The 24371-nt window shown below is 53.8% G+C and carries 23 protein-coding genes, 1 tRNA gene and 1 pseudogene; 6 read left to right on the plus strand and 19 right to left on the minus strand.

Going from position 1 to position 24371, the window contains the following annotated elements; all coding sequences use genetic code 11:
- Window positions 1-213: 213 nt before the first annotated feature.
- The 7 genes from Q7W83_RS01245 to Q7W83_RS01275 form a co-directional block, all read right to left on the minus strand.
- Window positions 214-289: transfer RNA gene (locus tag Q7W83_RS01245), tRNA-Thr, on the minus strand.
- Window positions 290-408: 119 nt separating this feature from the next.
- Entirely contained in the window at window positions 409-1659 is a 1251-nt protein-coding gene (locus tag Q7W83_RS01250; RefSeq protein ID WP_150631830.1) for a nucleoside deaminase, read from the minus strand.
- A gap of 297 nt (window positions 1660-1956) precedes the next feature.
- Window positions 1957-3186 carry a methyltransferase gene (locus Q7W83_RS01255; RefSeq protein WP_473655568.1) on the minus strand — a complete coding sequence of 410 codons (1230 nt, stop codon included), beginning with the start codon at window positions 3184-3186 and terminating at the stop codon, window positions 1957-1959.
- Window positions 3167-3856, minus strand: coding sequence for an ABC transporter permease (locus Q7W83_RS01260; protein WP_008041034.1), 690 nt, complete (start codon window positions 3854-3856; stop codon window positions 3167-3169). Before Q7W83_RS01260 ends, Q7W83_RS01255 begins: the two co-directional genes overlap by 20 nt.
- Window positions 3853-4548, minus strand: coding sequence for an ABC transporter permease (locus Q7W83_RS01265; protein ID WP_129439296.1), 696 nt, complete (start codon window positions 4546-4548; stop codon window positions 3853-3855). The genes Q7W83_RS01260 and Q7W83_RS01265 overlap by 4 nt, the downstream gene beginning before the upstream one ends.
- Before the next feature lie 78 nt (window positions 4549-4626).
- The gene (locus Q7W83_RS01270) at window positions 4627-5373 is read right to left on the minus strand and encodes an ABC transporter substrate-binding protein (protein WP_150631828.1); all 747 of its coding nucleotides are present in this window, start codon (window positions 5371-5373) and stop codon (window positions 4627-4629) included.
- Between the two features lie 13 nt (window positions 5374-5386).
- Window positions 5387-6160 carry an ABC transporter ATP-binding protein gene (locus tag Q7W83_RS01275; protein ID WP_150639918.1) on the minus strand — a complete coding sequence of 258 codons (774 nt, stop codon included), beginning with the start codon at window positions 6158-6160 and terminating at the stop codon, window positions 5387-5389.
- Between the two features lie 563 nt (window positions 6161-6723).
- Between Q7W83_RS01275 and gabP the strand changes: the two genes are divergently transcribed.
- Window positions 6724-8115 carry a GABA permease gene (gene gabP / locus Q7W83_RS01280; protein WP_150631826.1) on the plus strand — a complete coding sequence of 464 codons (1392 nt, stop codon included), beginning with the start codon at window positions 6724-6726 and terminating at the stop codon, window positions 8113-8115.
- A gap of 82 nt (window positions 8116-8197) precedes the next feature.
- Here the strand turns inward: gabP and vapC are convergent, their stop codons facing one another.
- From vapC to Q7W83_RS01310, 6 genes and pseudogenes are all read right to left on the minus strand, one after another.
- Window positions 8198-8605 (minus strand): type II toxin-antitoxin system tRNA(fMet)-specific endonuclease VapC, encoded by a 408-nt coding sequence (gene vapC, locus Q7W83_RS01285; RefSeq protein ID WP_150639920.1) that lies wholly within the window; start codon window positions 8603-8605, stop codon window positions 8198-8200.
- Entirely contained in the window at window positions 8605-8835 is a 231-nt protein-coding gene (vapB, locus tag Q7W83_RS01290; protein WP_150639921.1) for a type II toxin-antitoxin system VapB family antitoxin, read from the minus strand. Before vapB ends, vapC begins: the two co-directional genes overlap by 1 nt.
- Before the next feature lie 182 nt (window positions 8836-9017).
- A complete protein-coding gene (locus Q7W83_RS01295) occupies window positions 9018-9470 on the minus strand; it encodes a hypothetical protein (RefSeq protein WP_150631824.1) in 453 nt (150 codons plus the stop codon).
- A gap of 6 nt (window positions 9471-9476) precedes the next feature.
- Complete coding sequence (locus tag Q7W83_RS01300) at window positions 9477-9890, minus strand: hypothetical protein (RefSeq protein WP_150631823.1); 414 nt, start codon at window positions 9888-9890, stop codon at window positions 9477-9479.
- Window positions 9891-9909: 19 nt separating this feature from the next.
- Window positions 9910-10890, minus strand: coding sequence for an alpha/beta hydrolase family protein (locus tag Q7W83_RS01305; protein WP_473655569.1), 981 nt, complete (start codon window positions 10888-10890; stop codon window positions 9910-9912).
- Window positions 10891-11031: 141 nt separating this feature from the next.
- Window positions 11032-11379, minus strand: a pseudogene (locus Q7W83_RS01310) (DUF1016 N-terminal domain-containing protein); the annotation flags it as partial.
- 131 nt (window positions 11380-11510) lie between these two features.
- Between Q7W83_RS01310 and Q7W83_RS01315 the strand changes: the two are divergent.
- Window positions 11511-11960, plus strand: coding sequence for a carboxypeptidase regulatory-like domain-containing protein (locus tag Q7W83_RS01315; protein ID WP_150631821.1), 450 nt, complete (start codon window positions 11511-11513; stop codon window positions 11958-11960).
- 116 nt (window positions 11961-12076) lie between these two features.
- Here the strand turns inward: Q7W83_RS01315 and Q7W83_RS01320 are convergent, their stop codons facing one another.
- Window positions 12077-12868 carry a TSUP family transporter gene (locus Q7W83_RS01320; RefSeq protein WP_150654301.1) on the minus strand — a complete coding sequence of 264 codons (792 nt, stop codon included), beginning with the start codon at window positions 12866-12868 and terminating at the stop codon, window positions 12077-12079.
- A gap of 72 nt (window positions 12869-12940) precedes the next feature.
- A complete protein-coding gene (locus Q7W83_RS01325) occupies window positions 12941-14020 on the minus strand; it encodes a hypothetical protein (RefSeq protein WP_473655570.1) in 1080 nt (359 codons plus the stop codon).
- A gap of 809 nt (window positions 14021-14829) precedes the next feature.
- Here Q7W83_RS01325 and Q7W83_RS01330 point away from each other — a divergent pair.
- Together Q7W83_RS01330 and Q7W83_RS01335 are read left to right on the plus strand one after the other, a co-directional pair.
- Window positions 14830-15813, plus strand: a complete 984-nt coding sequence (locus tag Q7W83_RS01330; RefSeq protein WP_473655571.1) for a hypothetical protein — start codon at window positions 14830-14832, stop codon at window positions 15811-15813.
- The gene (locus tag Q7W83_RS01335; protein WP_263472626.1) at window positions 15806-16276 is read left to right on the plus strand and encodes a Panacea domain-containing protein; all 471 of its coding nucleotides are present in this window, start codon (window positions 15806-15808) and stop codon (window positions 16274-16276) included. Before Q7W83_RS01330 ends, Q7W83_RS01335 begins: the two co-directional genes overlap by 8 nt.
- 292 nt (window positions 16277-16568) lie before the next feature.
- Here Q7W83_RS01335 and Q7W83_RS01340 read toward each other — a convergent pair whose 3' ends face one another.
- The 3 genes from Q7W83_RS01340 to Q7W83_RS01350 all read right to left on the minus strand — a co-directional run bounded on the left by Q7W83_RS01340 (window position 16569) and on the right by Q7W83_RS01350 (window position 19078).
- Window positions 16569-17186, minus strand: coding sequence for a hypothetical protein (locus Q7W83_RS01340; protein ID WP_339434790.1), 618 nt, complete (start codon window positions 17184-17186; stop codon window positions 16569-16571).
- A complete protein-coding gene (locus tag Q7W83_RS01345) occupies window positions 17183-18007 on the minus strand; it encodes a hypothetical protein (RefSeq protein ID WP_473655572.1) in 825 nt (274 codons plus the stop codon). The genes Q7W83_RS01340 and Q7W83_RS01345 overlap by 4 nt, the downstream gene beginning before the upstream one ends.
- A gap of 72 nt (window positions 18008-18079) precedes the next feature.
- On the minus strand, window positions 18080-19078 hold the full coding sequence (locus Q7W83_RS01350; protein ID WP_473655573.1) for a hypothetical protein: 999 nt from the start codon (window positions 19076-19078) through the stop codon (window positions 18080-18082).
- A 615-nt stretch (window positions 19079-19693) separates the two neighbouring features.
- Here Q7W83_RS01350 and Q7W83_RS01355 point away from each other — a divergent pair.
- Window positions 19694-20803 carry a tyrosine-type recombinase/integrase gene (locus Q7W83_RS01355; RefSeq protein WP_473655574.1) on the plus strand — a complete coding sequence of 370 codons (1110 nt, stop codon included), beginning with the start codon at window positions 19694-19696 and terminating at the stop codon, window positions 20801-20803.
- Window positions 20800-23001: a DUF927 domain-containing protein gene (locus Q7W83_RS01360; RefSeq protein WP_473655575.1), complete on the plus strand. Its 2202-nt coding sequence runs from the start codon at window positions 20800-20802 to the stop codon at window positions 22999-23001. The genes Q7W83_RS01355 and Q7W83_RS01360 overlap by 4 nt, the downstream gene beginning before the upstream one ends.
- Before the next feature lie 304 nt (window positions 23002-23305).
- On the opposite strand, the gene Q7W83_RS01365 is transcribed toward Q7W83_RS01360, so the two are convergent.
- A complete protein-coding gene (locus Q7W83_RS01365) occupies window positions 23306-24187 on the minus strand; it encodes a helix-turn-helix transcriptional regulator (RefSeq protein ID WP_473655576.1) in 882 nt (293 codons plus the stop codon).
- Window positions 24188-24371: the final 184 nt, after the last annotated feature.

A 24371-nucleotide genomic window follows, 5' to 3' on the forward strand; every position in this document is an offset into this window, starting at 1 on the left:
GGTTAACGGGGGGGGGCTCTGTCGGCGTAACAGCTGGTATAGCCTGCGATCTTTTTCAGGGGCAACCGGATCCGCGTTGGGGGCGAAATCTGAAGATCAAAAGATCGCAGCCTTCGGCAAATCCTACAGGAGGTTGCGGGGTGTTTTTAGGCGTTGGATTTCTGGATGTCAGAAACAACAAAGGCCCGCATTTCTGCGAGCCCTTGTTTTATTTGGTGCCGGCACCAGGAGTCGAACCCGGGACCTACTGATTACAAGTCAGTTGCTCTACCAACTGAGCTATACCGGCGTGTTAGGGCGACGATTATAGCGATTGCGTTGGTTCTGTAAACCCCTGAATTCAGACTATTTTTACGCAGGCGTCAGACCAGCCCCGCAGACGCTTCTGCGGGGCTGGTCAGCGAAGCATTACACGCCGTTTTTAACCGCGTTGATCAAGTCCTGACTCAGCACCTGCGCAGGCGCCACTTGCACGCTTTGCGTATAGAACGGCGGCAGGTTCTGGGCCAGTGTCGACAACGCTTGGGCGGTGGTGTTGCCCGGTAGCAGCACGTATTGCAGGTTGGACGGATAGCTCTGCGGCACGGGGCCTTCCATGGTCGAGCCGTAGGCGCCGAAGGTCATCACGGCTTGCGGCGTTGTTGGGTCGGGGGCGTAGAGGAAGACGAAGGTGCCGTATTTCGGATGTGTCAGGTATTGCCCGGCTTCAGCACGAACGGCCGGGTCGGGGTCGTTCATCAGGGTCCAGCGCATGACGGCATAGCTGCGTGTGGTTTCCATGAACGCTGTACGAATGGGCGACAGGTTCTCCGCGCCGCCCAGGCACACCAGCAGGTTGCCGAACGGGTCGATCAGCGCCACTGAGTTGAACACCGGTGTGTTCGGGTTGGGTTGTGCTGTTTTCAGCAGCGGCGGGGCCAGTTCTGCACCGGGGTCGCGTGGGTTCGCCGATTGCACAGTCAGCGCGAACGGGCTAAGCGCCGTCAGGGCCTGGCGCACTTTGCTGTTGGCGGGCAGGTTGGCCGGGTTTTGCAGTTGATCCGGCGGCAGGCCACTGTTGTTGCTGGCATCGCGCACGGTGTTGACGCTGGCGGAGAAGATCGAGCTGCACAGAAAGTACGCCGCCGAGTCGATCGTCTGGTCGGCAAACACCGGGCTGTTCGAACCCTGATAGGCGCGGCTGACCGGCGCTGCAATCGCGTAATAACCCCAGGTATCCTGCGCCTGCTGGCGGATTTGCGGCGGCAGCGATGGAAAGGTGAACTGGCTGTTGTAGTTGATGCCGGCGTAGTCATCGATCGCACTGACGGCGACGTTGAATCCTGCAGTCAGCAGCGAACCGGCGCACATGGCACACGGGTCGAGCGTGGTGACGACGGTCAGTTGATTGGGTGGCGGCAGGTTCAGTGGGGCGACGTTTTCGTAGTACCAGTCGACCAACTGTCGTTCGCCGTGGGCGGTCGGGTCGTGGGGTAGAAAGTAGGTGGTGCCACTGCCAGGAAAAGGCATCAGCACGTTGTTGTGCAATGCAGCGATGACCTCGCCCGTTGCGTTGTTGATGATGGCGCCGCCCACCGCGAAGGTTTGCTGCAGCGCAGCGTAAATGGCTTCGTTGGCGACGGTATCGACGGCTTCCTGCGCACTGTTCAATGTGCTCATTTTTCCCAGCTCCTTGCTGTCCCTGACGTCAGAGAATTCTGGCGCATGGCAAAGATAGTCGAGGATTTCCGGGGCGTTTATGTTCTTTTGGCTTAATGCTTATGCACAACGAGGAGTTCGACGCACGCGGTTAAGATCGAAAATGTGGATTCATTCTCATTTTCTCGCAAATGCCTGTTTTTTCGGTTTTTTATTCGAGTGTACGAAAATTGAACAGTTTGGTTTCAGCCCTGAAACAGGCTGGTAGATTGGATCCACGATATTTCATCAACAGAGTTATCCACAGGCTGGGGCCGTTTAGGTGCGTTCCGCCAGGAGCAGGAGATTACGTGGTGTGAGTGGGGTTTCGCAGAAAGTGCCGAGGCGAACGGTATAACCCTGATCGGCGAGGAATAGTGCTCGATCAAGGTTCAGCCAAAGCTCCAACGGACGTCGGAAAAGTCCGCGCAACAGCTCCAGGTTGCGTACCTCGGCCAGCCGTTGCCAACCGGCGGTCTCGATGGCTGACCAGTCTTGCGGGCCGACTGTGGATAACTCTTTAAGCGCGGCCAAATGATGGCAGTAGTCGGCAAAAGATCTGTCCAGCCAGGCGCTGGGCAGGGAAGGCGTGGGCAGGTATTCATCAACGCCGCGCAGTTGCCGTTGCAGCAGGTCGAACGCCAGGCGGCGGGCCATGGACGTATCGCGCTGACGTCGGACGCGGGCACCGGCGGTGACGGTTTCGCTCATCGGGAGTGAGAGATCATCGAGTGACAGCTGTAGGTCGGAGCGCAAAGCGACAGAGGAAACTGGCTGGTACGCAGCAAGACTGATCCTGTTGTAGCAACACGGTGCAACGGCCATTTGTTTGCACCCGGCGGCGCTGGCGAGCTGGATCAGGCGCACATGCAGATCGCCACAGGCATGCAATGCAACAGGTGTGTGATCGGCGTTCAACAAAGAGGCGGCGTCAGGCGCGAGTACATCTTGTTCGACATGCAGCGCATGCAGTTGATGACGCTGGCTGAGCGCCTGACCGCTGAGGACGAGTGCTGGATCGTATTCGAGGCAAGTGAGCAATTGGCCGGGTCGCAGCAACCGTCGCCCCAAGTGGCCCTTGCCAGAACACCAATCCAGCCAATGCGTCGACGGTGCCGCAAACGACAAGCGGCGGGCAAACGCCTCGATCTGCTGCCACTTGCGCCCCGGCACATCGACATTCAAGCGATGCCCGGCTGTCTCCAGCGCATGAGCGGGTAACTCGCCCACCGAACCCAGTTCAAGAGATAGCGCCGCCAACGAAGCAAACGGCTCCGGCGCATCCAGCAGACAAGGTTGGTTATGACTGTTTTCCGCGTCTTCCAGCGACCGTCCACGGAGCCATCCAGCCAACTCCGGGTAGGACGCTTCCCAAGGAAGTTGCAGATGTGTAAACGGTCGAGGCTTCCACAGCGCCTGATGCTCGATCAGAAAAGCATCCAGCGCCGTGAAACGGGTGAGCAAGGCGTCGCCCGTCAACACGCAGGAATCAACGCCCCTGGCAGGCATCGACGCGCAACCAGCGCTCCAGCAGCTTGAAGCCGCGAACCAGCACGTAAGCCATCAGCAGATAGAACATGCCTGCGGCGAAGAAGATCTCCACCGGCAGGTAGGTTCGGGCAATGATGGTGCGGGCCATGCCAGTCAGCTCCAGCAGGGTCACGGTGCTGGCCAGGGCGCTGGCCTTGAGCATCAGGATCACTTCGTTGCTGTACGCCGGCAAGCCGATGCGCGCTGCGCGGGGCAGAATGATGTAAAACAGCGCTTTCGCTCGGGACATGCCCAAGGCGCGCGCCGCTTCAATCTCGCCCGGTGGAATCGCCTGAATCGCACCGCGCAGGATCTCGGCGATGTAGGCCGCGGTGTGCAAGGTCATCGTCGCCGTGGCGCACCAGAACGGATCGCGCAGGTACGGCCACATCGAGCTGTTACGGATCGCATCGAACTGCGCCAGGCCGTAGTAGACCAGGAACAACTGAACCAGCAACGGCGTGCCCCGGAAAAAGAAGATGTAGCCGTAGGGGAATGCGCGCACCCACCACAGGCGCGACGAACGCGCGATGCCCAGCGGGATTGCCAGCAACAGGCCGGCGATCACGGCGATGGCCACCAGTTCCAGGGTCAGCGTTGCGCCCTGAGCCAGTTTTGGCAGCCACTTGATGATGACTTCCCAGTTCATTGGGTGCTCCTCGCGAAGCCGCGAGCGGCGCGTTTTTCCATGAAGTGCATGCCGGTCATGGCCAGAATCGTCAGGCCCAGGTACATGAACGCGGCCACCATATAGAAGGTGAATGGCTGTTTGGACACGGTCACGCCGATTTGTGCATGACGCATGATTTCTTCCAGGCCGATGACTGATACCAGTGCGGTGTCTTTCATCAGGATCATGAACAGGTTGCCCAGGCCGGGCAGGGCGATGCGCCACATCTGCGGCATGATCAGCTTGGTGAAAATTCGGAACTTCGACAGGCCCAGAGCCACGCCGGCTTCACGGTGACCCTTGGGGATCGCCAGAATTGCACCACGGAACACTTCCGTGGCGTAGGCGCCGAAGCACAGGCCCAGTGCAATGACACCGGCAGCGAAGGCATTGAGTTCGAGATCGGGATTGCCGAAAAACTCGCCCAGGGCACGCATCAGGTTGACCGTGCCGAAGTAGATCAACAGCACCCAGAGCAACTCCGGGATGCCGCGAACCAGTGTCGAATAAGTGCCGCCAAGCCATTGCAACGGCTTGTACGGGGACGTTTTGGCCAAGGCGCCGAGCAAACCGAGCACCAGCCCGAGACACAGGGCCGAGAGTGCCAGTTTGACAGTCATCAGCGCGCCAGCGGCGAGCGCCGGGCCGAATCCGTAGAGATCGATAGTCATGGATTTCTTTTCAAATCGCGGCAGGCAATGCCGGGGACTGGCGCCGTCAGAGAACGGCGCCGGTCCGGCAGGTCAGAATCAATAGATGCTGAACGGGAAGTACTTGTCGTTGATCTTCTTGTAGGTGCCGTCAGCGACGATTTCTTTCAGCGCGACGTTCAGCTTCTCGCGGATCGGGTCGTTCTTGCGAACGGCGATACCGATCTTGTCGCTTTCTTCCACCGGGTCACCTTTGAATTCGTAAGGGCGACCGGCGTCGCTTTTCAGCCACTCGTAGTTGACGTATTTGTCCGCCAGGATGCCGTCCAGACGACCGGAAGTCAGGTCGAGGTAAGCGTTTTCCTGGGTGTCATAGAGCTTGGTTTCAACGTCTGGCATGTTGTCTTCAAGCCAGGTGCCGGCCAGCGTCGCGCGTTGGGCGCCGATCACTTTGCCCTTCAGCGCGTCTTTGTCGGTTTTGAAATCGACGTCTTTCTTGGCGATGAATTGCAGCTTGTTCGAGTAGTACGGGTCGGTGAAGTCGACCGCTTGCTTGCGCTCGTCGGTGATCGACATCGAGGAGATCAGGAAGTCGAACTTCTTGGCGTTGAGGGCCGGGATGATGCCGTCCCAATCGGACGTGACCACGGTGCAGTCGACTTTCATCTTGGCGCACAGGGCGTCGCCGATTTCCTTGTCGAAGCCGACGACATTGCCACTGGCATCTTTGTTGTTGAACGGCGGGTAGGCCGCTTCGATGCCCATCTTCAGGGTTTCGGCCATGGCACCGGCGCTGAACGCCAGGGTGACGGCGGCTGCCAGGAAGACCTTTTTGTAGTTCTGCATGCGGGTAGCTCCGTTAGCGGTTGCTGGACATGAATTGTTTGCAGCGCGCCGAAAGCGGGTTCTCAAACACCTGCTGTGGCGATCCTTGCTCTTCTACCAGGCCCTGGTGGAGGAACACCACCTCGCTGGACACCTGACGGGCAAAGCCCATTTCGTGGGTGACCAACAGCATGGTGCGGCCTTCTTCGGCCAATGCGCGGATGACATTAAGTACTTCCTGGACCATTTCCGGGTCAAGGGCGGAGGTGGGTTCGTCGAACAGGATCACCTTGGGCTGCATCGCCAGCGTGCGGGCGATGGCTGCGCGTTGTTGCTGCCCGCCGGACAGTTGCGCCGGGTAGGCGTGGCGTTTGTCGGCGATGCCGACCTTGGCCAGCAGGGCTTCGGCGACTTCGATGGCTTCGGCTTTGCTTTGGCCGAGCACGCGACGCGGCGCTTCGATGATGTTGTCGAGCACGCTCATGTGCGGCCACAGATTAAAGTTTTGAAACACAAAACCAATCTCGCTGCGCAGGCGATTGATCTGCTTGCCGTCGGCCGCAACCAGTTCGCCGTTCTTGGCGGATTTGAGTTTGAGTTCTTCGCCGGCCACGAAAATCTGGCCCTGATGCGGGTTTTCCAGCAGGTTGATGCAACGCAGGAACGTGGACTTGCCGGAACCGGAGGAACCCAGGATCGAGATCACATCGCCGTCGCGGGCGGTCAGCGAGATACCTTTGAGCACCTCAAGCTGTCCGTAGCGTTTGTGCAAGTTGCGGATTTCAAGCGCGGGCGTGGCCTCAGCCATGTGCGTTCCTCATATATGTTGCGCTCCTGCTGTTGGCGGGCCTTCCTGGCGAGGCGGCCAACCTAGCATAGCGTCTGAATGGCAGCCAACAGCGCCAAGGGCGGTAAACGGGTGGCGTGTGGCAGGTTGTCGCATCGGTACAGCAGACTGTCGCGCTGCTATCAACCGAACAGCCGTTTGAACCAGATGGGGTGCGGCTGTCCCGTAAAAAAGGGCGCGATGTTGCCAGCTTTGGCGGGGTGTTGGAAGCGCTAACCGGCCAAACGTTCCTGATCTGCACTTTTATTGTGCGTTGAGCATTTCCTGTGTGTGTTTCCGGTGCGCAGATTCGTTCCTCAAGTGAGTCGCAGGGTAACGCTCTGGCAAAGTGCCATTATTTTCAATGACTTGCGATGACTTGCGATGACTGTCCGGTCAGGGTGAAACCTCCGGATTAGAGTGACTTGAAATATTTTGGCGCAATTATTGCGTGCAGATTCCGGAACACCCCGTTTGTTTCTTTTTACAGAGGAAACTTCACGATGGGATGCACGCATTCGCTTTTCCTTACAAAGGTAGTTTCAATGAGCAATACCCAAAGCTCTAACGGCCTCGAACAGGGGCTCAAACCGCGTCATGTGACCATGCTGTCGATCGCCGGGGTAATCGGCGCCGGCCTGTTCGTTGGCTCGGGCCACGCAATCGCTGCGGCAGGCCCCGCCGTGCTGTTGGCCTACGCGGCCGCCGGTATGCTGGTGGTGTTGGTGATGCGCATGCTCGGTGAAATGGCGATTGCTTCGCCAGACACCGGCTCGTTCTCGACGTACGCCGATCGCGCGATCGGTCACTGGGCCGGTTTTACTATCGGCTGGTTGTACTGGTGGTTCTGGGTGTTGGTGATTCCGCTGGAGGCCAACGCCGCCGCGACGATCCTGCATGCCTGGTTCCCCGGCGTAGACATCTGGGCCTTCGCCCTGGTCATCACGATGCTGCTGACCGTCACTAACCTGTTCAGCGTGAAGAACTACGGCGAGTTTGAATTCTGGTTCGCCCTGATCAAAGTTGTGGCGATCATCGGTTTCATCGGCCTTGGCCTTCTGGCCATTTTCGGTTTCCTGCCGACCAGTCAGGTCAGCGGTGTGTCACATCTGTTCGACACCCAAGGCTTCCTGCCTAACGGTATGGGCGCTGTGCTCGGCGCTATCCTGACGACCATGTTCTCTTTTATGGGCACTGAGATCGTGACCATCGCGGCCGCGGAATCGAAGAACCCTGGCAAGCAAATCTCCAAGGCCACCAACTCGGTGATCTGGCGGATCGGTTTGTTCTACCTTGTATCGATCTTCATCGTCGTGGCCCTGGTGCCATGGAACGACCCGGCACTGGCCAGCCTCGGTTCCTACCAGACCGTGCTTGAACGCATGGGCATCCCGAACGCCAAGATGATCGTCGACATCGTGGTACTGGTCGCCGTGACCAGCTGCCTGAACTCGGCGCTCTACACGTCGTCGCGCATGATGTTTTCCCTGGGTAAACGCGGTGATGCACCGGCCGTGTCCACGCGCACCAACAAAAGCGGCACGCCATACTGGGCGGTGATGTTGTCCACTGGTGCAGCGTTCCTGGCCACATTCGCCAACTACGTGGCCCCGGCCGCCGTGTTTGAATTCCTGCTGGCCAGTTCCGGCGCCATCGCGTTGCTGGTGTACCTGGTGATCGCGATCTCGCAACTGCGCATGCGCAAACAGCGTGTGGCCCGCGGTGAAAAAATCGCCTTCAGCATGTGGCTGTTCCCGGGCCTGACCTACGCGGTGATCGTCTTCATCGTCGCGGCCTTGACCATCATGCTGTTCCAGGACGCCCACCGCGTAGAAATTCTCGCGACTGGTTTGCTGAGCCTTTGTGTGGTGGTTGCCGGGCTGTTTGTGGCTCGCCGTCGTCGCAATGAGCAGCTGATTGGTGCAGTGGCGCGCTAGGTTTTACGTCCACTGTTGATGTACCGAAAACGACCGCCATCTGAATTGATCGCGGTCGTTTTTGCTTTCATCTGTTGGTGATTCAATCGGGGTGAACCCAGTCTTCTACACGTAATCCAGAAACCCGCTCGAACTCTCGCCGGTTGTTGGTTACGACAACTAATCCACGTGAGCGCGCGTGCCCGGCAATCATCTGGTCATAGGGGCCTATGGGCGTTCCAGCCTTTGCCAGTTCGGATCTAATCATTCCGGTGTGCGCAGCTGCTTCATTGTCGAAAGGCAAAACTTCAAGACGTGCTGCGAACCCCTCAACAACAGCGATATTCTTTTCGGGGGCCGCAGATTTTTCGGCACCGTAGATCAGCTCCATCAGCGTCACCGTACTGATGCACAACTGTCCGTCATGAAGGTTGAAAGCTTCTCTTACGATTTGCGGTTTGTTCTTGATGGTGAAGATGCAGATGTTGGTGTCGAGCATGAACTTGATCATCAGAACGACTCACGCTCCTGATCCGCGGGTTGGTCGCGATGGGTCATAAAGTCCGTGCTCACTCCATCACCGTCGAACCAGCTATCCCATGTTTCGTCTGCCGGCGTGATGATGCGAGCCCTGCCGACGGCGACTACGTTGACTCGTTTTACATCGTTCGGCATTGCAACAGCTTTGGGAAGGCGGACGGCCTGGCTTCGATTGCTCATGAAAAGGGTGGTCTGTTCCATTTTAGGCCTCCTGCATTTCTGCGGTTGTTGTGAACCCAAAGAATAGAATCCAGCGGGGATATGTCAATGGGATATACGCGGTCTCTGACGAGAGGTCATAGAGATTTTTGAGAGATGGCCTCCATAAAAAACGGCCGCTGTCAGTGATGACGAGCGGCCGTTTTTGTTTCTGACGGTGGTGCTTACTCGGCTTTTTCTTCCTGCGCGTCCAGCGACTGGCGATAACTGTCCAGCGCATCGCCGAAGTCGGTGATGAACTGCGGGTCGGTCAGCCACGCTTGTGCGGTGTCGCGGTCCATGCCGTCGGCCCACATGCGGTAGTCGATCAGCATATCGGCGGCCAGGTGAGTGGCAGCCATGGCTTCGTTGTCGGCGTTTTCCATGTCCAGCAGCTCGGGATGGTCGCTGATGATCTGCGCGAGGTCCGACAGCAGGGTCAGCAGCATGTCGTTGCGGCTGGTGGCTTCCGCGTCGCGCATTTTGCTGAACATCGCCAGGGTGTATTCCGGGATCGGCTCGCCGATGTCGCCCAGGTCATCGTCCAGCGCGGCGGGTTTTCTGCCGTGGATGTTGATCTGTCTGGCTTTGATCTTGGCGCGTTTGGCGCGTTTCTGTTGCTTGTTCAGGGAGGCCATGGGAACTCAGTTTTTCTGTTGGGTTTGGGCTGCGATCACGTCGGACGCCGCCACATAATCAGCCTGGAAGGCCGGGGATTCGATCCACGCCAGGGCACCGGCTTCGTCGACTTCGGTGGACCATTGGCGGTACTCGATCAGCGCGGCGAGGATGAAGTCCATTGCGCCTTCTTCGCCTTCCTGCTCGTACACCAGTTCCAGCAATGGGTCTTCAAGGAAAGCGATGCACATGGCTTGCTGACTGATTTTTTCAGCGTCGATCATTTTCTTGAACAGTTCGGTGAGGTCCACCGATTCAAAGTCGATGCGATCATCGTTCGGGTCCAGCTCGACCGGCGCAGCAGCCCGTTGGGTGCGGTTCTGCTTGGCCTTGGCTTTGGCGCGGGTGGCGCGTTTTTGCTGCTTGTTGGCGGAGGCCATGGTTTTGATCCGTCGTGCGTTAAAAGGACTCGCTGCGCGGCACTGTCCGCCCGGGGGTGTCGGGGGGCAGTTCGCCGCTTTGCAGCCAGGACAATGCAATGGGCCATAGTGTGGCTTGGTATGCGCTACGAAAAAAGGCGAAATGTCCGACTTCTGCTTCGCCAATGTCTTCGGGGGCGATTCGCCAGTGGGTGTTCGTACCGCCGCTGAAGTAGTCGAGCAGGCGTTCGATGGCCGGGATCGTACCGTAGGGATCGTCAGTGATGCTGATGGCCAGGGTTTTGGCATTCATCGACGCGAAGGGTAGCCGGCCGGTTTTCGCGGCAATCACCCGACCGCTGGGGCGCGTCTCGTAGCGGGCGGTGGGCGTGCTCCAGTCGCGAACCACGCCGGCGGGTGTGTCTTCCAGCCAGCCGAGGCGTTTGCCGGGGAAATAACCACAGAGCATCGTGAGCAGCGGCATCACCACGTGCCACTTGCCGAACATCCGCCAGCGATGAGCGGGCGCGTAGTCGCGCCAGTAGGCGAATTGCGCACCGACGGTCACCAAGCGCCGGATCAGATGCCCTGAGGCTCCCAGGCCCGCTGCACAGCCGCCAAAGCTGTGGCCGACGACATCGATGGGCTGGCCGGGGAATTCACGCTGAGCGCGCTTGAGCATCGCCTCGAAATCCAGCGCGCCCCAGTCGGTCCATGAGGCGTCGAGATTTTTCAATGACGCAGGGCGTGATTCGCCGATGCCGCGGTAATCGTAGGTGATGACGTCGAAGCCGTTGGCGAACAGGTAATCGGCGAATCGTGAGTAATGCCGGCAGCGGACCGAGGTGGCGGCGTTGATGATGACGACCGGGCGCGCAATGTCCTGAGAGGCATGTCGCCAAGTGAAGCCGCCCAGGATGAAACCGTCTGCGGCGGGCTCCTTGAACGGTTCGCCCGAAACGGAGGCTGGCAGCGGCAACTCGATTTGAGTGGGCGCCAGTGACGTGTCCTGAAAATTCATCGACTTCGGACCTTTGCGGTTAGCTGCCAACGATAGTCTTCACACCGCTTATGAACAATCGATCCGCGGTTATAAGGGGACCTGATCGAGCAGCCGCTCCTCAATTGCTGCCTGTTCCCTGCCCAGTTTCGCGCGTAGTTCCAGCTCAAGGAGGAAGGCTTGAAGCTGATGGATCAGTGCCTGTTCGAGATTGGTTTCCTGAGTTGACCCTGCGTTGGTCGAGCCAAGAAACTCCAGCATCACCGGATCTCTGAAGTCCCGAGGGTGTGCATTCAGTTTTTGGATATTAGTGGTGGCTTCCTGTTTGACGGCAGGTCGGTCGCGGCTTGTCAGCAGGCGTTCGTAGTAGAGGGTGTTGATCTGGCGTTCCAGGGCGCGGGATGACCAGTTTTGAATGGCTGATTCGTTCATGTACCAGCGACGAGCGTGGTCCTTATCTATTCGCAGGAGTCTGCGATAGTGGGTCCAGCCCAATTCGTGACGCAGTGCGTACTGGAGGAATACAACGCGTAGTCCATTTCGCAGTGGTCCCAAGATCCAATCAATCTAAAACCGCCCGGACACAGGGAAATCAAAAATAAGGTAACGAATGGGTTCTGCGGAACTCGGGAGTGCCCATCATGAAACATGTCCATGCATTCATTCTGCCGTTCGCCGCCGTGGGGCTGTTGATGTTTCCCGTCATGCTGCAGGCGGCCAGTCTTGAACCCATCGACAGCTCAGGCGTGCAAGTTCAACGGCAGGAGCAAAACGGGATTACCTATCTTTCCGGTGGCGTCGGCGAGGATGAGGCGAAGGCTATCCAGCAGACCACGGGTTACAACCTGCACATGACGTTTGCGATCGGGCCGGAGAATAAATACGTCCCCGATGTAGACGTGGCCATTCAGAAAGCCCAAGGGCAAACCGTGCTCACCCTGAGTGAGGCTGGCCCGCTGGTGTACGTTCAATTGCCGCCGGGCAAGTACACCATTGTCGCAACGCGCAATGGCGAGGAACGACGCGATACGGCTGATGTGGGAAGCGGTGCGGCCCGCAATCTGGTCTTTCATTGGAACAGCGCCGAATAGGGGCGAGTGAAGAGGCAAAAGCATCGCGCACCTGGATGAAAACCGAGCCCACCAAATCCCGGGCATAAAAAACCCTGAATCTTGCGATTCAGGGTTTTCGGGAATGGGGGCCGTAATCACAGCGAAGCCACCGACTTAAGGACCGCAACGCGCAAGGGATTGCTTTCTACGCTCAGCAGCTTGATGGCCAAGGCGCAGCAGACCACGATCAACATGGGTTTGATCAGCCGTGGACCGACGCGAACAGCGGCTCGCGCACCCAATTGCGCACCGATGAAGGCCGCCAAAGCCATGGCTATGGCAATCGGCCAGATAATCACACCTTTGGTAATGAAGACCGACAAAGAACCCAGGTTGCATGAGGCGTTGGCCAGTTTGGTAAAACTCATGGCCCGCATCATGCCCAGGCCGCAGAGAAGTACAAAACCGACAATAAAGAAAGAGCCCACGCCGGGGCCAAATATACCGTCGTAAAAGCCCAGGATCGGCGCCACGGTAAACGAAAAAAGCAGAATACCGATTCTCTTGCGTCGATCTTCATTGGCCAGCTTTGGTGAGAGCGAAAAATAGATGGCCACCAAAATCAGCATCACAGGCACGCAAACTTCCAGATAGCGCTTATCAACAGAGCTGACCAGCAAGGCACCACTGGCGCCGCCAATAAATCCGCAGATCACCAGAAAACGGCCTTCGCGCCACTCGATCATACCTTTGCGAGCAAAGGTTACCGTTGCCGAAACAGTTGCCGAAGCGGCCTGGAACTTGTTCGTTGCAATAGCACTGATCGGATCTACGCCGGCCAGAAACAATGCAGGCAAGGTGATCAAGCCTCCACCACCGGCAATCGCATCAAAAAAACCGGCGAAAAAAGCGACAAGCGCCAACATGCCTATTAAATCCCAAGACATTTCATTCCCTCTTTTATAGTTATTGGCCAGTAATCACATGACCGGTCCTTCAGCAGCTTGAACACTTAAAAATCAGCCCTGCAGCAGTAACGGATCCTCTGAAATAACGACAGGGGAAGAAAATTTTGAAAGCCCGAAAATACGAACCAGGACCCGTCTGTTGTCCTTGATGACATCGCGACAGTGCAGGGCCCGGACGTTATTGATGACCATGGCCGACTCTTGCGTCAGCGTGTACTCGACTGGAGTTGCTTCGCTTACCCCCTGGCAAAGGGCGGCGTAGGCCGTTTTGACAAAATTCGAGGCGTTGTCGTTAACGGAAAAGCGATACGAGTTGAAGCGGGCTGCGAACCCGACCTTGTCGTCAAATTCCAGAATCGAAACGTTGCGGCCATCTTCCCCTTTGCCACTGACAAAAGAGTCGCTACGAGTGAATTGAAAGTTGCCCGTGGTCAGTGCCAGGCAGTGGGTGACGCCGATTTTTTCCAGAATGGGAGGCAGCGGAATGACTCGTGTAGGTTCCAGACTCGGGTTCCACAGGGCGGAAAGTATGAGCGAGGACGGAGAGGGCGAGTGCCCGTCTTTCGCGTTCACGGCGCACCAGTAAGGCGCCTCGGTATGCGGGCCAAGCGCGAGGCCGGAATGAGAACTCAATTCTTTGATTTCAGGCTCGGCATTGATTTTGGCGAGCCCGCCACCTTTGAAGTTGGCGACCAATCGAACCAGCTTGCCTTCGTTGTCCATGTCATAGGCAAAGGCACTGTTATCCACCAGTTTCAACAAGATCTGATTACGGGCCGCCAGGCGAAGGACGTCGTGTCGATTTTCCAGGGATGCCAGGTCTGGCAGTTCATTTGGAGGGCTGGCATCGGTGATTTTTTGCAGCCCTTCAAAGATCAACACGCAAACAAGGCCATTGGAGTAGGCCGCCAGCAGTTCGCATTGGTCTTTCGAAAACGAGAACTTTAATTCTGTGGCTGCCAGAGAGGCTTTGGACTCGGCGCCTGGTGCCTGTGGCCCGCCGATGGCGGCCAGTTCTTCGGTGAACCTGTGAAGCAATATTGACTGCCGAATATCAAAGCTGAAAATTCTGATTTCCTGCTCAGTAAAAAGCTCAGCGTTTTCGACGTCCTGTTTGATGGCGTCAGTCATTGTCTACATCCCTGTTGTGTATCTGCTCCCGGTTATGCGGCAGCTCCTCACCCGATACTGCCCAATCCAATGGTCTGCGTATGTCATCCATTTCCGTTAAAGCATACGGAGCGTTCCGGTAGGCCCGAGAGACTGTTGATACTCAGCTGCGGAAAGCTTTGCAGGCGCTTGCTGGCGTGGTGACAGGACGTGGGGAATTGATGCTTTGTCCGGCGCTTCGATAGTGACTGGAACAGTGCCCACCAAATCCCGGGCATAAAAAAACCCTGAATCTTGCGATTCAGGGTTTTCGGTATTTGGTGCCCAGAGACGGAATCGAACCGCCGACACGGGGATTTTCAAAACCTGTGAACGTCCTTTCGCATTCGAGAAACGGCTGGCTATCCTTGCCCTATCTCAAATTCGTCAGCTTAATACCCGGCCAGCCACGGGCCAGATAGCCTCAAAAGCTTCCGGACGTACCGGAGGAGCACCGGAGCGAGAAGGGCGAATTGCCGCTGGTTTCCCAAGCACCGCGCATACCGCGTGACATTTGAGTAAATAAAATCGCTTTCAATCTACGAGTGACCGTTATTGGCCATACTTATAGGGTTGGAGGAGTTGGTTGGAACCTCCTGGCCGGAATGCCCTCGTTTCAGCCGATGACTGCGGCGACTGACGTGGGTTGAGCCTGAATAGGATTCCCCGGAGCTTGGTAGGCATCGCATATGGGGGCTGGTACGCTTGGATGTCAATTTCAAAGCAACGGCGTCGACCCGCCTGAGCTTCGTTTCTAGGCCCTGTAGATTTTGAGTTGAGAGAGAGGCTTCATGGACGCACCACTAAAATTAGAGGGCCACGATCAAGGGGTGTTTGAGCGCGCGGGTAGGCATGTAGATGGTGCGATACTTAAAATTTCTAACTTCTTAGGTCCGGCAGTTGTCGGGGGCGCAGCGGGGTTTATCGGTGCGTATGACTGGTCCGCTAAAAATACTGTCGACGTTTCTTCATGGATTATGTGGTTTTTAACAAATCCTTGGTTCTGGCTCTTGAGTGGAATAGCCATATCAGTTTTTGGGATATGGGGGACCGATAGATTCGAGAAAAAACAGCAAGCACTGATTGATGATCTACGTGAGGATCAGCGTAGTCTTGAAAGTACGAAGCGCACGCTCGATCTAACATATGAAAAAACTGAGGCACAAGGTTCTAAACTCAGAGAACTGCAATCAGAACTGGTTAAGGCTGCCTTGCAGTCGGCATTTACGGTTTTGGGGATGAAGTCGACGGATAGGATTTCTATTTATTACGAATTAGATGATGAGTTTTATTTACTTTCTCGGTATTCCAATAATCCAGAGCTTTGCAAGCTCCATCGGCAAAAATTTCCCCTCAATCAGGGTGTCATAAGTCAAGCTTGGCAGCATCATTTTCATTGTGATCAGGAATGTCCGCATAGCGAAAAACAGGAAGAATATGAGTCTCACATGAAAACCAAATATGGTTATGAAGCTGAGACGGTGCGGGCGTTTGCCATGAAAAGCTGTAGATATCTAGGCTATTCAATAATGGATGCAGGATCGCCAATTGGTGTTATGATATTTGAAAGTATAGATGTGAATTTTCTTGCCAAGGATGGTAGCTCTGATCCAGAGGTTATAGGGGCGCATTGTTCAAAGTATGAAAGTTTGTATTCTAAGCATCTTAGAAGCGGTTCTAGCTTAAATCGAGAGCTGAAAGCTAAAGCAGGTCGTACGGGCGACTCGATTGATGAAGATATATTGGCTCAGATTAGGGGTGGTAAAAATGGATAACGTTAAAGATATTGTTGCATACATATGCTGCAAGTATCCATACTCCTCTGAGTTGTCTAATGCTCGCCTAACTAAGCTGGTGTATCTCGCTGATTGGATGTCTGCTGTCGCGAATGATGAGCAGGTCACAGACATTAAGTGGTTGTTCAATCACTACGGGCCCTATGTAGATGATGTGATCCAATCAGTAAAAAATCGAAGTGATTTTTCAGTTGAATATACTGAGAATAATTTTGGAACTGCCAAGCAATTGATTCGGTATACTGGTGATCCAGATAAAATCCGTATTTCTGGAAAAACTAAGAATGTGCTGGATGCTGTAATTGATAAGACAAAAAAGATGTATTTTAATGATTTCATTGATTATGTGTATTCGACTTTTCCAGTGTCTTCAAATGAAAGGTATTCAAGCTTAGATTTGGTTGGGCTTGCATCAAAGTACAGGCGACTAAAGGGGATTTAATTTGCGCGCCCTATGCATTTGATCTTTTACGAAAAATGGAGTTGAATCCGAAAATTATTGAGCTCTGGTAGGGCGGGACTTATCAATATTTACTATTTTGATTTTTTCGTGTTGCGGGGCACGACGAACGGTGTCGCGCTGAGTTATTGGTGCCTACTGATGAGTGAGCTCCACAAAGTACAAGACAGGATCCGCGTCGATCTGACGCGACTCCTAGGTGTCTTGCATGATGGAAGTAGGCCGTAGTTAAACCTTGATACGCTAAGCTCAACGTACTTTAAAAGTGGTGCAGTCAGATAGCCTGTCCAAGCTTGATTGATGCACGTTCGCGAAGTCCTTTAATAGCGTCTAGAGTAGTAGTTGCATCGGTTAGTGTTGAAAGGCATATGGCCTCACCATAAGTGAGATAGCCAGGGTTGTCGTCGCAAATGGCAACCTCCCCTAATTTGGGATAATATGTTTTTGCCCATACTTGGCTGTACCAGTTGCATTGTCTTTCTTGAGGGGTGACACACAGGAAAAAGAAAATGCGCAGTTCACTTCGGCTTTGCTCTACCGACTCTACCATCTCATTATCTTCGCCGTTGCCTGTATCGCTACGCACCCACACGTCGATTAACAGGTCATTTTTTTGATGATAATGAACCGGATCTTCCTGCCCTGTGTGACGGAGCCACAGCACCGAAATATCGTTAAACGGTAAAAAGCGCTGCCCTGCGTTGTTACTTACGTCTAGGCCCTGCATATTACGCGGTAATCGGTTGCGGGTTAACTGATGATAATAATCCGCATTCAGTTCCTCTCGAATAAAACCCAGCAATTCCAAAATTCGTTGTTGGTAATCGGCCAGTAAACGATAGGCTTTGCGTACGTCTAACAATGCGTCATGAATAGTTGTTGTGGTATTCAAGATGCGAAACTCCATTCTTTAATCGGAAAATTTACGAAAGAGATACACGGTGACGGCAGTTGAGAAAGCGGGCAGCTAAGTTCGCGTTGCTTTGACCAATGGGTATTTTCCTTTCGCTCGAAATGGAAAATGGGGAGAGAGGTGAAATCAATCGACACTGATTTTAGCTGTCCCAGCCAGCGTTTGCCTTGTGTACGTAGGCCATGCCACTCAAAAGTAGAGGCAATATCGTCAAGCAAGCGCAGCAGCCCTTTGGCAGAGTCTTTATCAGCGTTATTTATTGCTGCCTCCAGTGCCTGATAGACCTGATACCAACTTTTGCATATGAGTTCGTAATCTAGACTGGTATCATCTAGCTCGAAATTAATCTTCGCTCTAAGCTCTACAGCCGTTTCCGATGAATAGTCCTGCAAGCCGCCAATAGTGAGAAGCACGGAGTTGTTACCGAGACGCCCGCACTCCCAGCCCGCCTTCAGCTCTTTGGCTAGTTGTAGCGCGTACTGCTGTTGGCTGTCGTCGTAGCGCTTAGCTTCAATCAAAAGCGTGCGTTCGCTGCCATATATCACCACATCAGGTTCAATACCCTTGCCCTCGAGAAACCATGATGGCCAAAATTCTATGAAGTCCAAGGTGCCAATTGCCTCATCCACCTCCAGCAGTTCGCAGAAAAATGTAGTTAATACCGAGTCTGGAAGGTAAGCCAAACGTTCAAATATTGTAGCTGTTAGCACATCTTCCGCACCCTCAGTGCTACCCAGTATCAGCTGCTTGCCCGCTACGCCGCTTCCACGACGCTTTCCATTTAATACTGCTGCAAGCATGCTATCTCCTATTTTATGCGCGCGTGGCGACTGCAAACTTAATGCAGCTGTTTTTTATGGGCTAAAAATTAACTAATCCAACTTGTAGTAAGCTGTTTGAAGCTTAGTGCTAATCTCGGGAAGAAGTCCTTTCAGATTCGCGTATGGGTTCTCGTCAAAGAAGAAAATGATCACTTCGCTTTCTCTCACTCCTTTGTTCGAAAGCTTCCCAGGCTTCAAGTCGTAATCAGTACTGATATTGCGTGTGAGCTCACGCAAAGCTTGTAGGCGTTGCTTTTTATGGGCGGCAATCTCAGGCCGGTCCTTAGAAATCGCCGCGTATTGGTTGATTCGTAGATAGGTTCTCCCTGCGCGGGAGTCCACTCTCCAAAATAACGTTTCGTTTTTATCCTCGTAGTAATCCTCACGCCGACAAATATCTAGCTGAGTCCAAGGGGTACCGTTCATGTTGACTCCTTTCTTGAATTTCAAGAAAGGATCGCTTTTCTTGAGTTGGTCATAGAGCTCACCGATGAGGTGACGTTGACCTATAGCGCTTTGAAAGGCGGTTGGGCAGGAGATGGCTAAGCTCGCGAAAACCTTTTCTTCCTCGGAAATCCAGACGTCTTTCAGGAACGCGCAGTACTGATCGATGATTGGGTGGTAGGGCGCTAAAAAGCTAACTGCTTGATGGAAATCATGGGCCGATATCAGTTGATAGCCCTGTAGATTTTGTCGCTCCCAGGTGTCGACGTAGCCGATTTTAAAGTAGACGTACTTGTCGCAATTCGGGAATCGTTTCCGGTAGCGACTGAGTTGATCAGAATGAAAGGTCGATGAGGTTTTGTTCTCAAACAGGATGGCGCGAGGCACGCTATTTACTTCAAAGGTTAGGAGTAAATCGACATTACCGGATTGGAGTTCAGGCTCGATTTTTACGGGTGTCTCGCCTTCTGCGATCAGCCCTAGAGCATGGAATACCTGAGAACGATAACCCGCGATATTTGGGTTGACCTCCAGTTCCTTGAAAAACCACGCTAAGAAAGCATCCGTGCTGAGTTCCTTGGTCGCGTACTTGAACAGATTATTCAACGTTTCTTCCTTGAGTGGGATGGTTTGAGGGTAGTGCCGCAACGACCATTATCCGAAGAACGCGTGCTCTCGTCGGTTCACTGTCTGCGTTATTCGAGTTTCCGGCTTGACCCTTTTTCGGGCTGCTGATTCATAGCGTACAAGCAAACGAAGCGCATGGTAATCCAATGCTTTCATGGTGGTGAGGCCCGTCCAGAAAGCGACATGGTTTCATACCACGGGTACCGCGTGACTCATACACTGAAGAACTTCAGCTTCTCTGAAATGGAGCGTGGCAAATGCGGGCTTGCTACCGTTCGTCGGGATTAATGAAAGCCGACGATCAACCAAATTTGCATGTGGAACGATATTTGCTCAACCGTTTTGGCAAGGATGTCCTTCTCAAAACGGTTTTTGACTAGGGACGCGCGTGTAAAAAAATCGATAAAAGCAAAAAACGCGAAAAACAATTCCCTTCACAAAGCACATCGATCTCTTTAGATTCGTTTTAGTCAGTTCGGTCAGGTCTCTTCGATACTTACCATGCTGACGACTACTAATCGCGACACTAATTTACTTACTAGTTGGACACCCAAATGAATATTTATGGCACAAAGCATTGTGTGGAGAATCCGTATGCCTGTTACAAAGCCAGTAAAACAGATCGAATGTAGAGATCCCGTTGTAAATAGTCTGATTGTAATTAGCTATCCAGGCACTAATAGTGTCACTTACTGCATGCGTGAAACGACTAAAGAACGTCGCCGCACCACGTTAGGAACGTCCAAGGATCTGACGTTAACTCAGGCCCGCATCAAGGCATTGGAGGTTGAGGGAGCAGGTTGCAACAAAGCCTCTTTGACGCTTTCCCAAGTCTTCGAGCAGTACGAACAATCCGGCGAGTACAGCGGCAAACGCAGTATGGGTCGTGAGCGTAAGCGTTATGATTCCACCGTTGCGCCGTTACTGGGTAAAAAAGAAATCAAAGCAATCAGCTTGGCTGATATTCAAGCCGTTTTGGCATCACTGCGTGCTTCGTTAAGCGATGCGACCAAAAATCGATATCTCGCCATGTTGCGTTCTATTTTTCGGTTTGCTGTGGATCACGACTACTGTGAAAAGGATCCGACTCGTAGCATCAAGCTCAAGCGCGAAGTGCCGGTCAAGCTGTATGAGGTGAACGATGAACTAATCAACCGTCTCGCTGTGGCTGTGGACTGGTTAGAAGAACGTTTTCCGCGAACGTCTTGTCTCGTGGAACTGTTGTTGCTGACCGGCATGCGGTTAGGCGAAGCTCTCTCCCTCAAGTGGGGGGACGTTGATTTTACGCTATTACAGATCACCTTACGGACCACCAAAAGCGGTCGACCCCGCCACGTTCCCATCAGCGACGAATGCAGTGAAGTGCTGGATCGGCTAGCTGAGGTAACTGCTGACTTTCCCAAAGATGGCTGGCTGTTTCCGTCATCGTTTGGGCCGTCACATATGACCCGACCAGTGCGCCCATGGAAAAAAGCTTGTCGGGCAGCACGACTCCCCTTGTCATTACGTTTTCATGATTTGCGCCATATTTTTGCCTCGGCCTGCGTCAAGGATGGTATCCCGCTGTACACCGTGCAAGGCTTGCTCGGCCATTCCTCCATCCGGATGAGCGAGCGATATGCCGCATTGGCGTCCTCAGACCTGTTGAAGGCCAGTTGTCGTGTTTCAAGCGCCCTTGCCCTTCGCTCAGGAGGTGTTAAATGAGTAAGTTCTTTTCAAACGACGTGCTGAGCGCTGATGCCGTTGATGCCGTGCTGCGGGCTGGTGGAAAAGCTCTGGATGGAGTGCCAGGCTCACTCATGGGTGTAAAAAGTATCGAGTTTAATGAAAAAACGGTGATTTTTTCGCTGCCGAAAATGCATCGAGCTCACAACGAACTTATGCCGATTTTTAAGACGCATTGTTTGATTTTTCAAACAAGCGCTGCAACATTTTTGCCCTTTCCAAAAGAGGCCATTAATGACACCAAATTACTGGTGTTTTTACAGCAGTCCTTGGCCAGGATCGGTTTAAGTGTTGACGTAGGGGGGGCTAGCAAAGACCCAGTGCATGGCCAATGGTTAATTCCAGTGAGCGGCGAAAAACCTAAGTCGCATCCCTTTGAGTTTCTCGAAATCATTGAGTCTCAAAGCATAGGTTTGATTGAATCGATGTATGGGCACACTCAGCTAAAGGGTTTTGAGTTTTCGCTAGAAAAAGTCCGATTACGTAAAAAGCAAGACGTGGAGGATGTTGCACCTTGTATTTGGATTGATAAAGTATTAATTGATCCAGCTATGGATCACTACTTTACGCGGATTAACATTCTACGCCGTTCAGGGAAGAAATATGGCGTGCTGTCGGCGGTTGTCCCCAATGCTGACCTCCAAGACTCCAAAAAACTAACGGAGTGGGTGCTGGCTAGGACGCCGACTGTTGTCGATCGCAAGTCATTGGCGGCCCTTGTTAAGGAGCTCCTTCGAGCTGCTTTTGATCAAATCGGCGCTCAAGTTTGGATACGTACTGAAGGTTGGTTCCTAGGTGAAGGCGGGGCAATCCAAGGCTGTGCGTGTGGTCAGGAGTTACTGCTGGCTCCTGGGATCACACCGGATCAGTTTCACATGGATATTGTTTCTCCGAAGCTTTCGCAAAAGGGAACGCTAAGTGGCTGGAATGATGCCGTTCTGGCCCCTGTAAGTCAGAACTTCACCCTCATGGGCGCGTTACAACTCGGATTGGCAGGGCTGATGGTCGACTTAGTGCCTGGATTGTCATCCGGCATTATCAACTTCTTCGGCGGCGCAGGTCGGGGAAAGACTTTGTTGCTATCTACCGTGGCGGGTCTGTTTGGCAATAGCGGTGCGCCGGGGCAAAGTAAGCCAGGTCAGGTGGGCAATCCCATCATTGAAACATTTGGTTCAACGCAACGAGCCCTTCAGGCCAAAGGTCAACAAACGTCGGTCGGCCCATTTCTGATTGATGAAATCGGAAGTAATGGCTTTGGCAAGCTCGACAACTATGTCTACGAGACGAGCAACGGTAGCTGCCGTACTCGGCTTACCAGCAATGGAGATGTGCAAGAATCGCCACCCAAAACGTTGTTCGTCCTGACGACGGGTGAAGTGCCAATCATGTCGTTGGTTACCCGCAATGCCAAGCAGGGTATTTTTGATCGGGGCGTGGACATCAATGTCGGGGGGGGCGGTGTCGACTTTCCAGAGCAGGAAACCGAAGTGTTCGCCTTCTTACCAGACCACGTCAAAAAAGTGCTTTCGGCGGGTATTTCGCAGCAGTACGGTACAGTTGCCCCAGCGTTTGTCCGGGCTCTTTTAGCTGAGATGAAGGCCCAGAGCTGGGAGCAGGAACTTGCCGACAAGCGTCAGGAACTCGCTAGCATGTTGCCTAGTTATGCCAGCAAAGGCGGCGCGGATCGCGTGGTATTGCGATTTGCGCTCGCGATACTGGCCGGGGAAGTGGCTCTGCGAAATGGTGTGTTCAGCAAGCAATATGTGGATGAGACAGACCTGTTCAATGGTGTGTTGGTGTGCGTTCTTCGTTGGGTGACCACTCGCTGGAATCATTTGTATGTGCTGGCCGATGCGCTATGTTCGCAAAAGCGCATAGTGCTCTCCGCGCCCAAAGCCGGTTTTCCACTGTATCGCCATAAGGAAAAAAACGGAGGTATGCCAACGTTGATGATTTCAAAAGCATTTTTAGAAGATGTTTTTCCGAAGGAAAATCAAGTTGAAATCATCAGCAAGCGATTCCAGGAAGATGATCTTATCTTTCGTTCTGATGTCGGGCGTAACACTGTAGGTAAAGAGCCGTACTACCACCTCAAAACCGATTGGTTGCTCGAACATCAGATTGCATGGTGTGAAGAGCGGGAGCGCTTCGAGGTAATTCAAGAACCTGAGATGTGAGGGCTTTAGCCTGATCGATTTGACCTGAATCGTCCCTCCGGCGTGCGACCGTTCACCCACTCTGCACTAAGCCCTACGTTCTCCTGAGAAGACGTGGGGCTTTTGTGTTTTTGAAAGGCTGGTCAGTAACTGAAGTGTTCGCCCGGTACAGAACTGCCCCTGCACCGATTGTGAATCGGTACCGGGCGAACGGCGTTTAGGATAACGCAGCTCACTTTATCCCAACCCTTTTTTCGAACTCGACGGTCGCCCACACGGCGAGCGTTTCAGGAAGATTTATGTGATATCGCCGACATTCTGTTGTTCATAGCTGGCTGAGCAGGACTTTTACATCGCGTTTCAATTGCGCTTGCAACGTGGCAGGGCTGATCACCAGCAAGTGAGGTAGGTAGGCTTTTATCGTCGGAAGTAACTGCATAACATCAATGACATGGCTTGAAAGCAGCAAGCTACCGTCATCGAGTTCCATAAGCATGACTTGTTGGGGTAGAACGATGCGGTTCAGGAAGTTGTGGGCGATGCAGGCGGCGGCTTTAAGAATCACCTCGATCACCGGCATCGATTCGTCCGCCACCATGTGTTTTAGCTGAGCGATAACGCCTTCCTGCTGCGTGAACGTCTCAGCCAATTCTTCAACGTGAGTCATATTGGCAATCGGTTCAATGATCAGTGTGTCATTGCTGATCCCGGCAAGTTGCCAGTGACCTTTATGGTTGATGAGCAGGTAGGGTGCAATGACTACCGTTGCAAGACCACCCTGGCGTTGGATACTGGTGTGACAACCCTTGGTGATCGCTTTGGCCAGTGGCTTTAAGTGGTGATAGTGCGGAGTCTCTTTGTCCGGTTTAAAACCAGACAAGAGGAACACCGGCGAGCCCGTCGGCCACAGCCATTGGTTGAGCAGTGCTGGGTGATTGTCTGGGAACAACGCTGTGGCACCGACCTGCTCACAAAGGCGAAATAATGCCGAGGTGTTCGAGCGACCGAAATAGGTCGGATCCAGTGAGTAATGTTGGCCTTCTCGCTGCAACGGCAGGTAAGCCAATCTGACGTTCAAATCCCGTTGAATGGTGCGCTCGGAAACGTTGAACTCCTCAGCCAAGCTGCTGATGGATAGGCGCTGTCCGCTGTTGAACTTGGTCAGGATGATGCCCAATCGTTGGGCTAACGTATCGTGCTCGGCCATTTAGGAAAGGGTCATTGTCGTCGGAAAGTCATTGTCCAGTCGGTGTCCGACAGGGCGTGTCGAGCCCGATTTTCACGACATCGAACGGACGAGGTAAGCACTGTTGCTATTGCCGGTGCGGTACTGGCAGCGCGGGAAAAAAAGATGGGCTTCCAAGGCCGGTGACACCGCGTGCACCGCGTGA

Source organism: Pseudomonas sp. 300 (assembly GCF_055803035.1).

Coding starts and splice junctions, on each gene's coding strand:
- Q7W83_RS01295 (WP_150631824.1), bottom strand. CDS start 9,470: ATGGCCTCCCTGAACAAGCAACAGAAACGCGCCAAACGCGCCAAGATC.
- Q7W83_RS01270 (WP_150631828.1), bottom strand. CDS start 5,373: ATGCAGAACTACAAAAAGGTCTTCCTGGCAGCCGCCGTCACCCTGGCG.
- Q7W83_RS01335 (WP_263472626.1), top strand. CDS start 15,806: ATGGATAACGTTAAAGATATTGTTGCATACATATGCTGCAAGTATCCA.
- Q7W83_RS01325 (WP_473655570.1), bottom strand. CDS start 14,020: ATGACTGACGCCATCAAACAGGACGTCGAAAACGCTGAGCTTTTTACT.
- Q7W83_RS01255 (WP_473655568.1), bottom strand. CDS start 3,186: ATGCCTGCCAGGGGCGTTGATTCCTGCGTGTTGACGGGCGACGCCTTG.
- Q7W83_RS01330 (WP_473655571.1), top strand. CDS start 14,830: ATGGACGCACCACTAAAATTAGAGGGCCACGATCAAGGGGTGTTTGAG.
- gabP (WP_150631826.1), top strand. CDS start 6,724: ATGAGCAATACCCAAAGCTCTAACGGCCTCGAACAGGGGCTCAAACCG.
- Q7W83_RS01305 (WP_473655569.1), bottom strand. CDS start 10,890: ATGAATTTTCAGGACACGTCACTGGCGCCCACTCAAATCGAGTTGCCG.
- Q7W83_RS01345 (WP_473655572.1), bottom strand. CDS start 18,007: ATGCTTGCAGCAGTATTAAATGGAAAGCGTCGTGGAAGCGGCGTAGCG.
- vapB (WP_150639921.1), bottom strand. CDS start 8,835: ATGGAACAGACCACCCTTTTCATGAGCAATCGAAGCCAGGCCGTCCGC.
- Q7W83_RS01250 (WP_150631830.1), bottom strand. CDS start 1,659: ATGAGCACATTGAACAGTGCGCAGGAAGCCGTCGATACCGTCGCCAAC.
- Q7W83_RS01365 (WP_473655576.1), bottom strand. CDS start 24,187: ATGGCCGAGCACGATACGTTAGCCCAACGATTGGGCATCATCCTGACC.
- Q7W83_RS01315 (WP_150631821.1), top strand. CDS start 11,511: ATGAAACATGTCCATGCATTCATTCTGCCGTTCGCCGCCGTGGGGCTG.
- Q7W83_RS01265 (WP_129439296.1), bottom strand. CDS start 4,548: ATGACTATCGATCTCTACGGATTCGGCCCGGCGCTCGCCGCTGGCGCG.
- Q7W83_RS01275 (WP_150639918.1), bottom strand. CDS start 6,160: ATGGCTGAGGCCACGCCCGCGCTTGAAATCCGCAACTTGCACAAACGC.
- Q7W83_RS01360 (WP_473655575.1), top strand. CDS start 20,800: ATGAGTAAGTTCTTTTCAAACGACGTGCTGAGCGCTGATGCCGTTGAT.
- Q7W83_RS01260 (WP_008041034.1), bottom strand. CDS start 3,856: ATGAACTGGGAAGTCATCATCAAGTGGCTGCCAAAACTGGCTCAGGGC.
- vapC (WP_150639920.1), bottom strand. CDS start 8,605: ATGATCAAGTTCATGCTCGACACCAACATCTGCATCTTCACCATCAAG.
- Q7W83_RS01300 (WP_150631823.1), bottom strand. CDS start 9,890: ATGGCCTCCGCCAACAAGCAGCAAAAACGCGCCACCCGCGCCAAAGCC.
- Q7W83_RS01320 (WP_150654301.1), bottom strand. CDS start 12,868: ATGTCTTGGGATTTAATAGGCATGTTGGCGCTTGTCGCTTTTTTCGCC.
- Q7W83_RS01355 (WP_473655574.1), top strand. CDS start 19,694: ATGCCTGTTACAAAGCCAGTAAAACAGATCGAATGTAGAGATCCCGTT.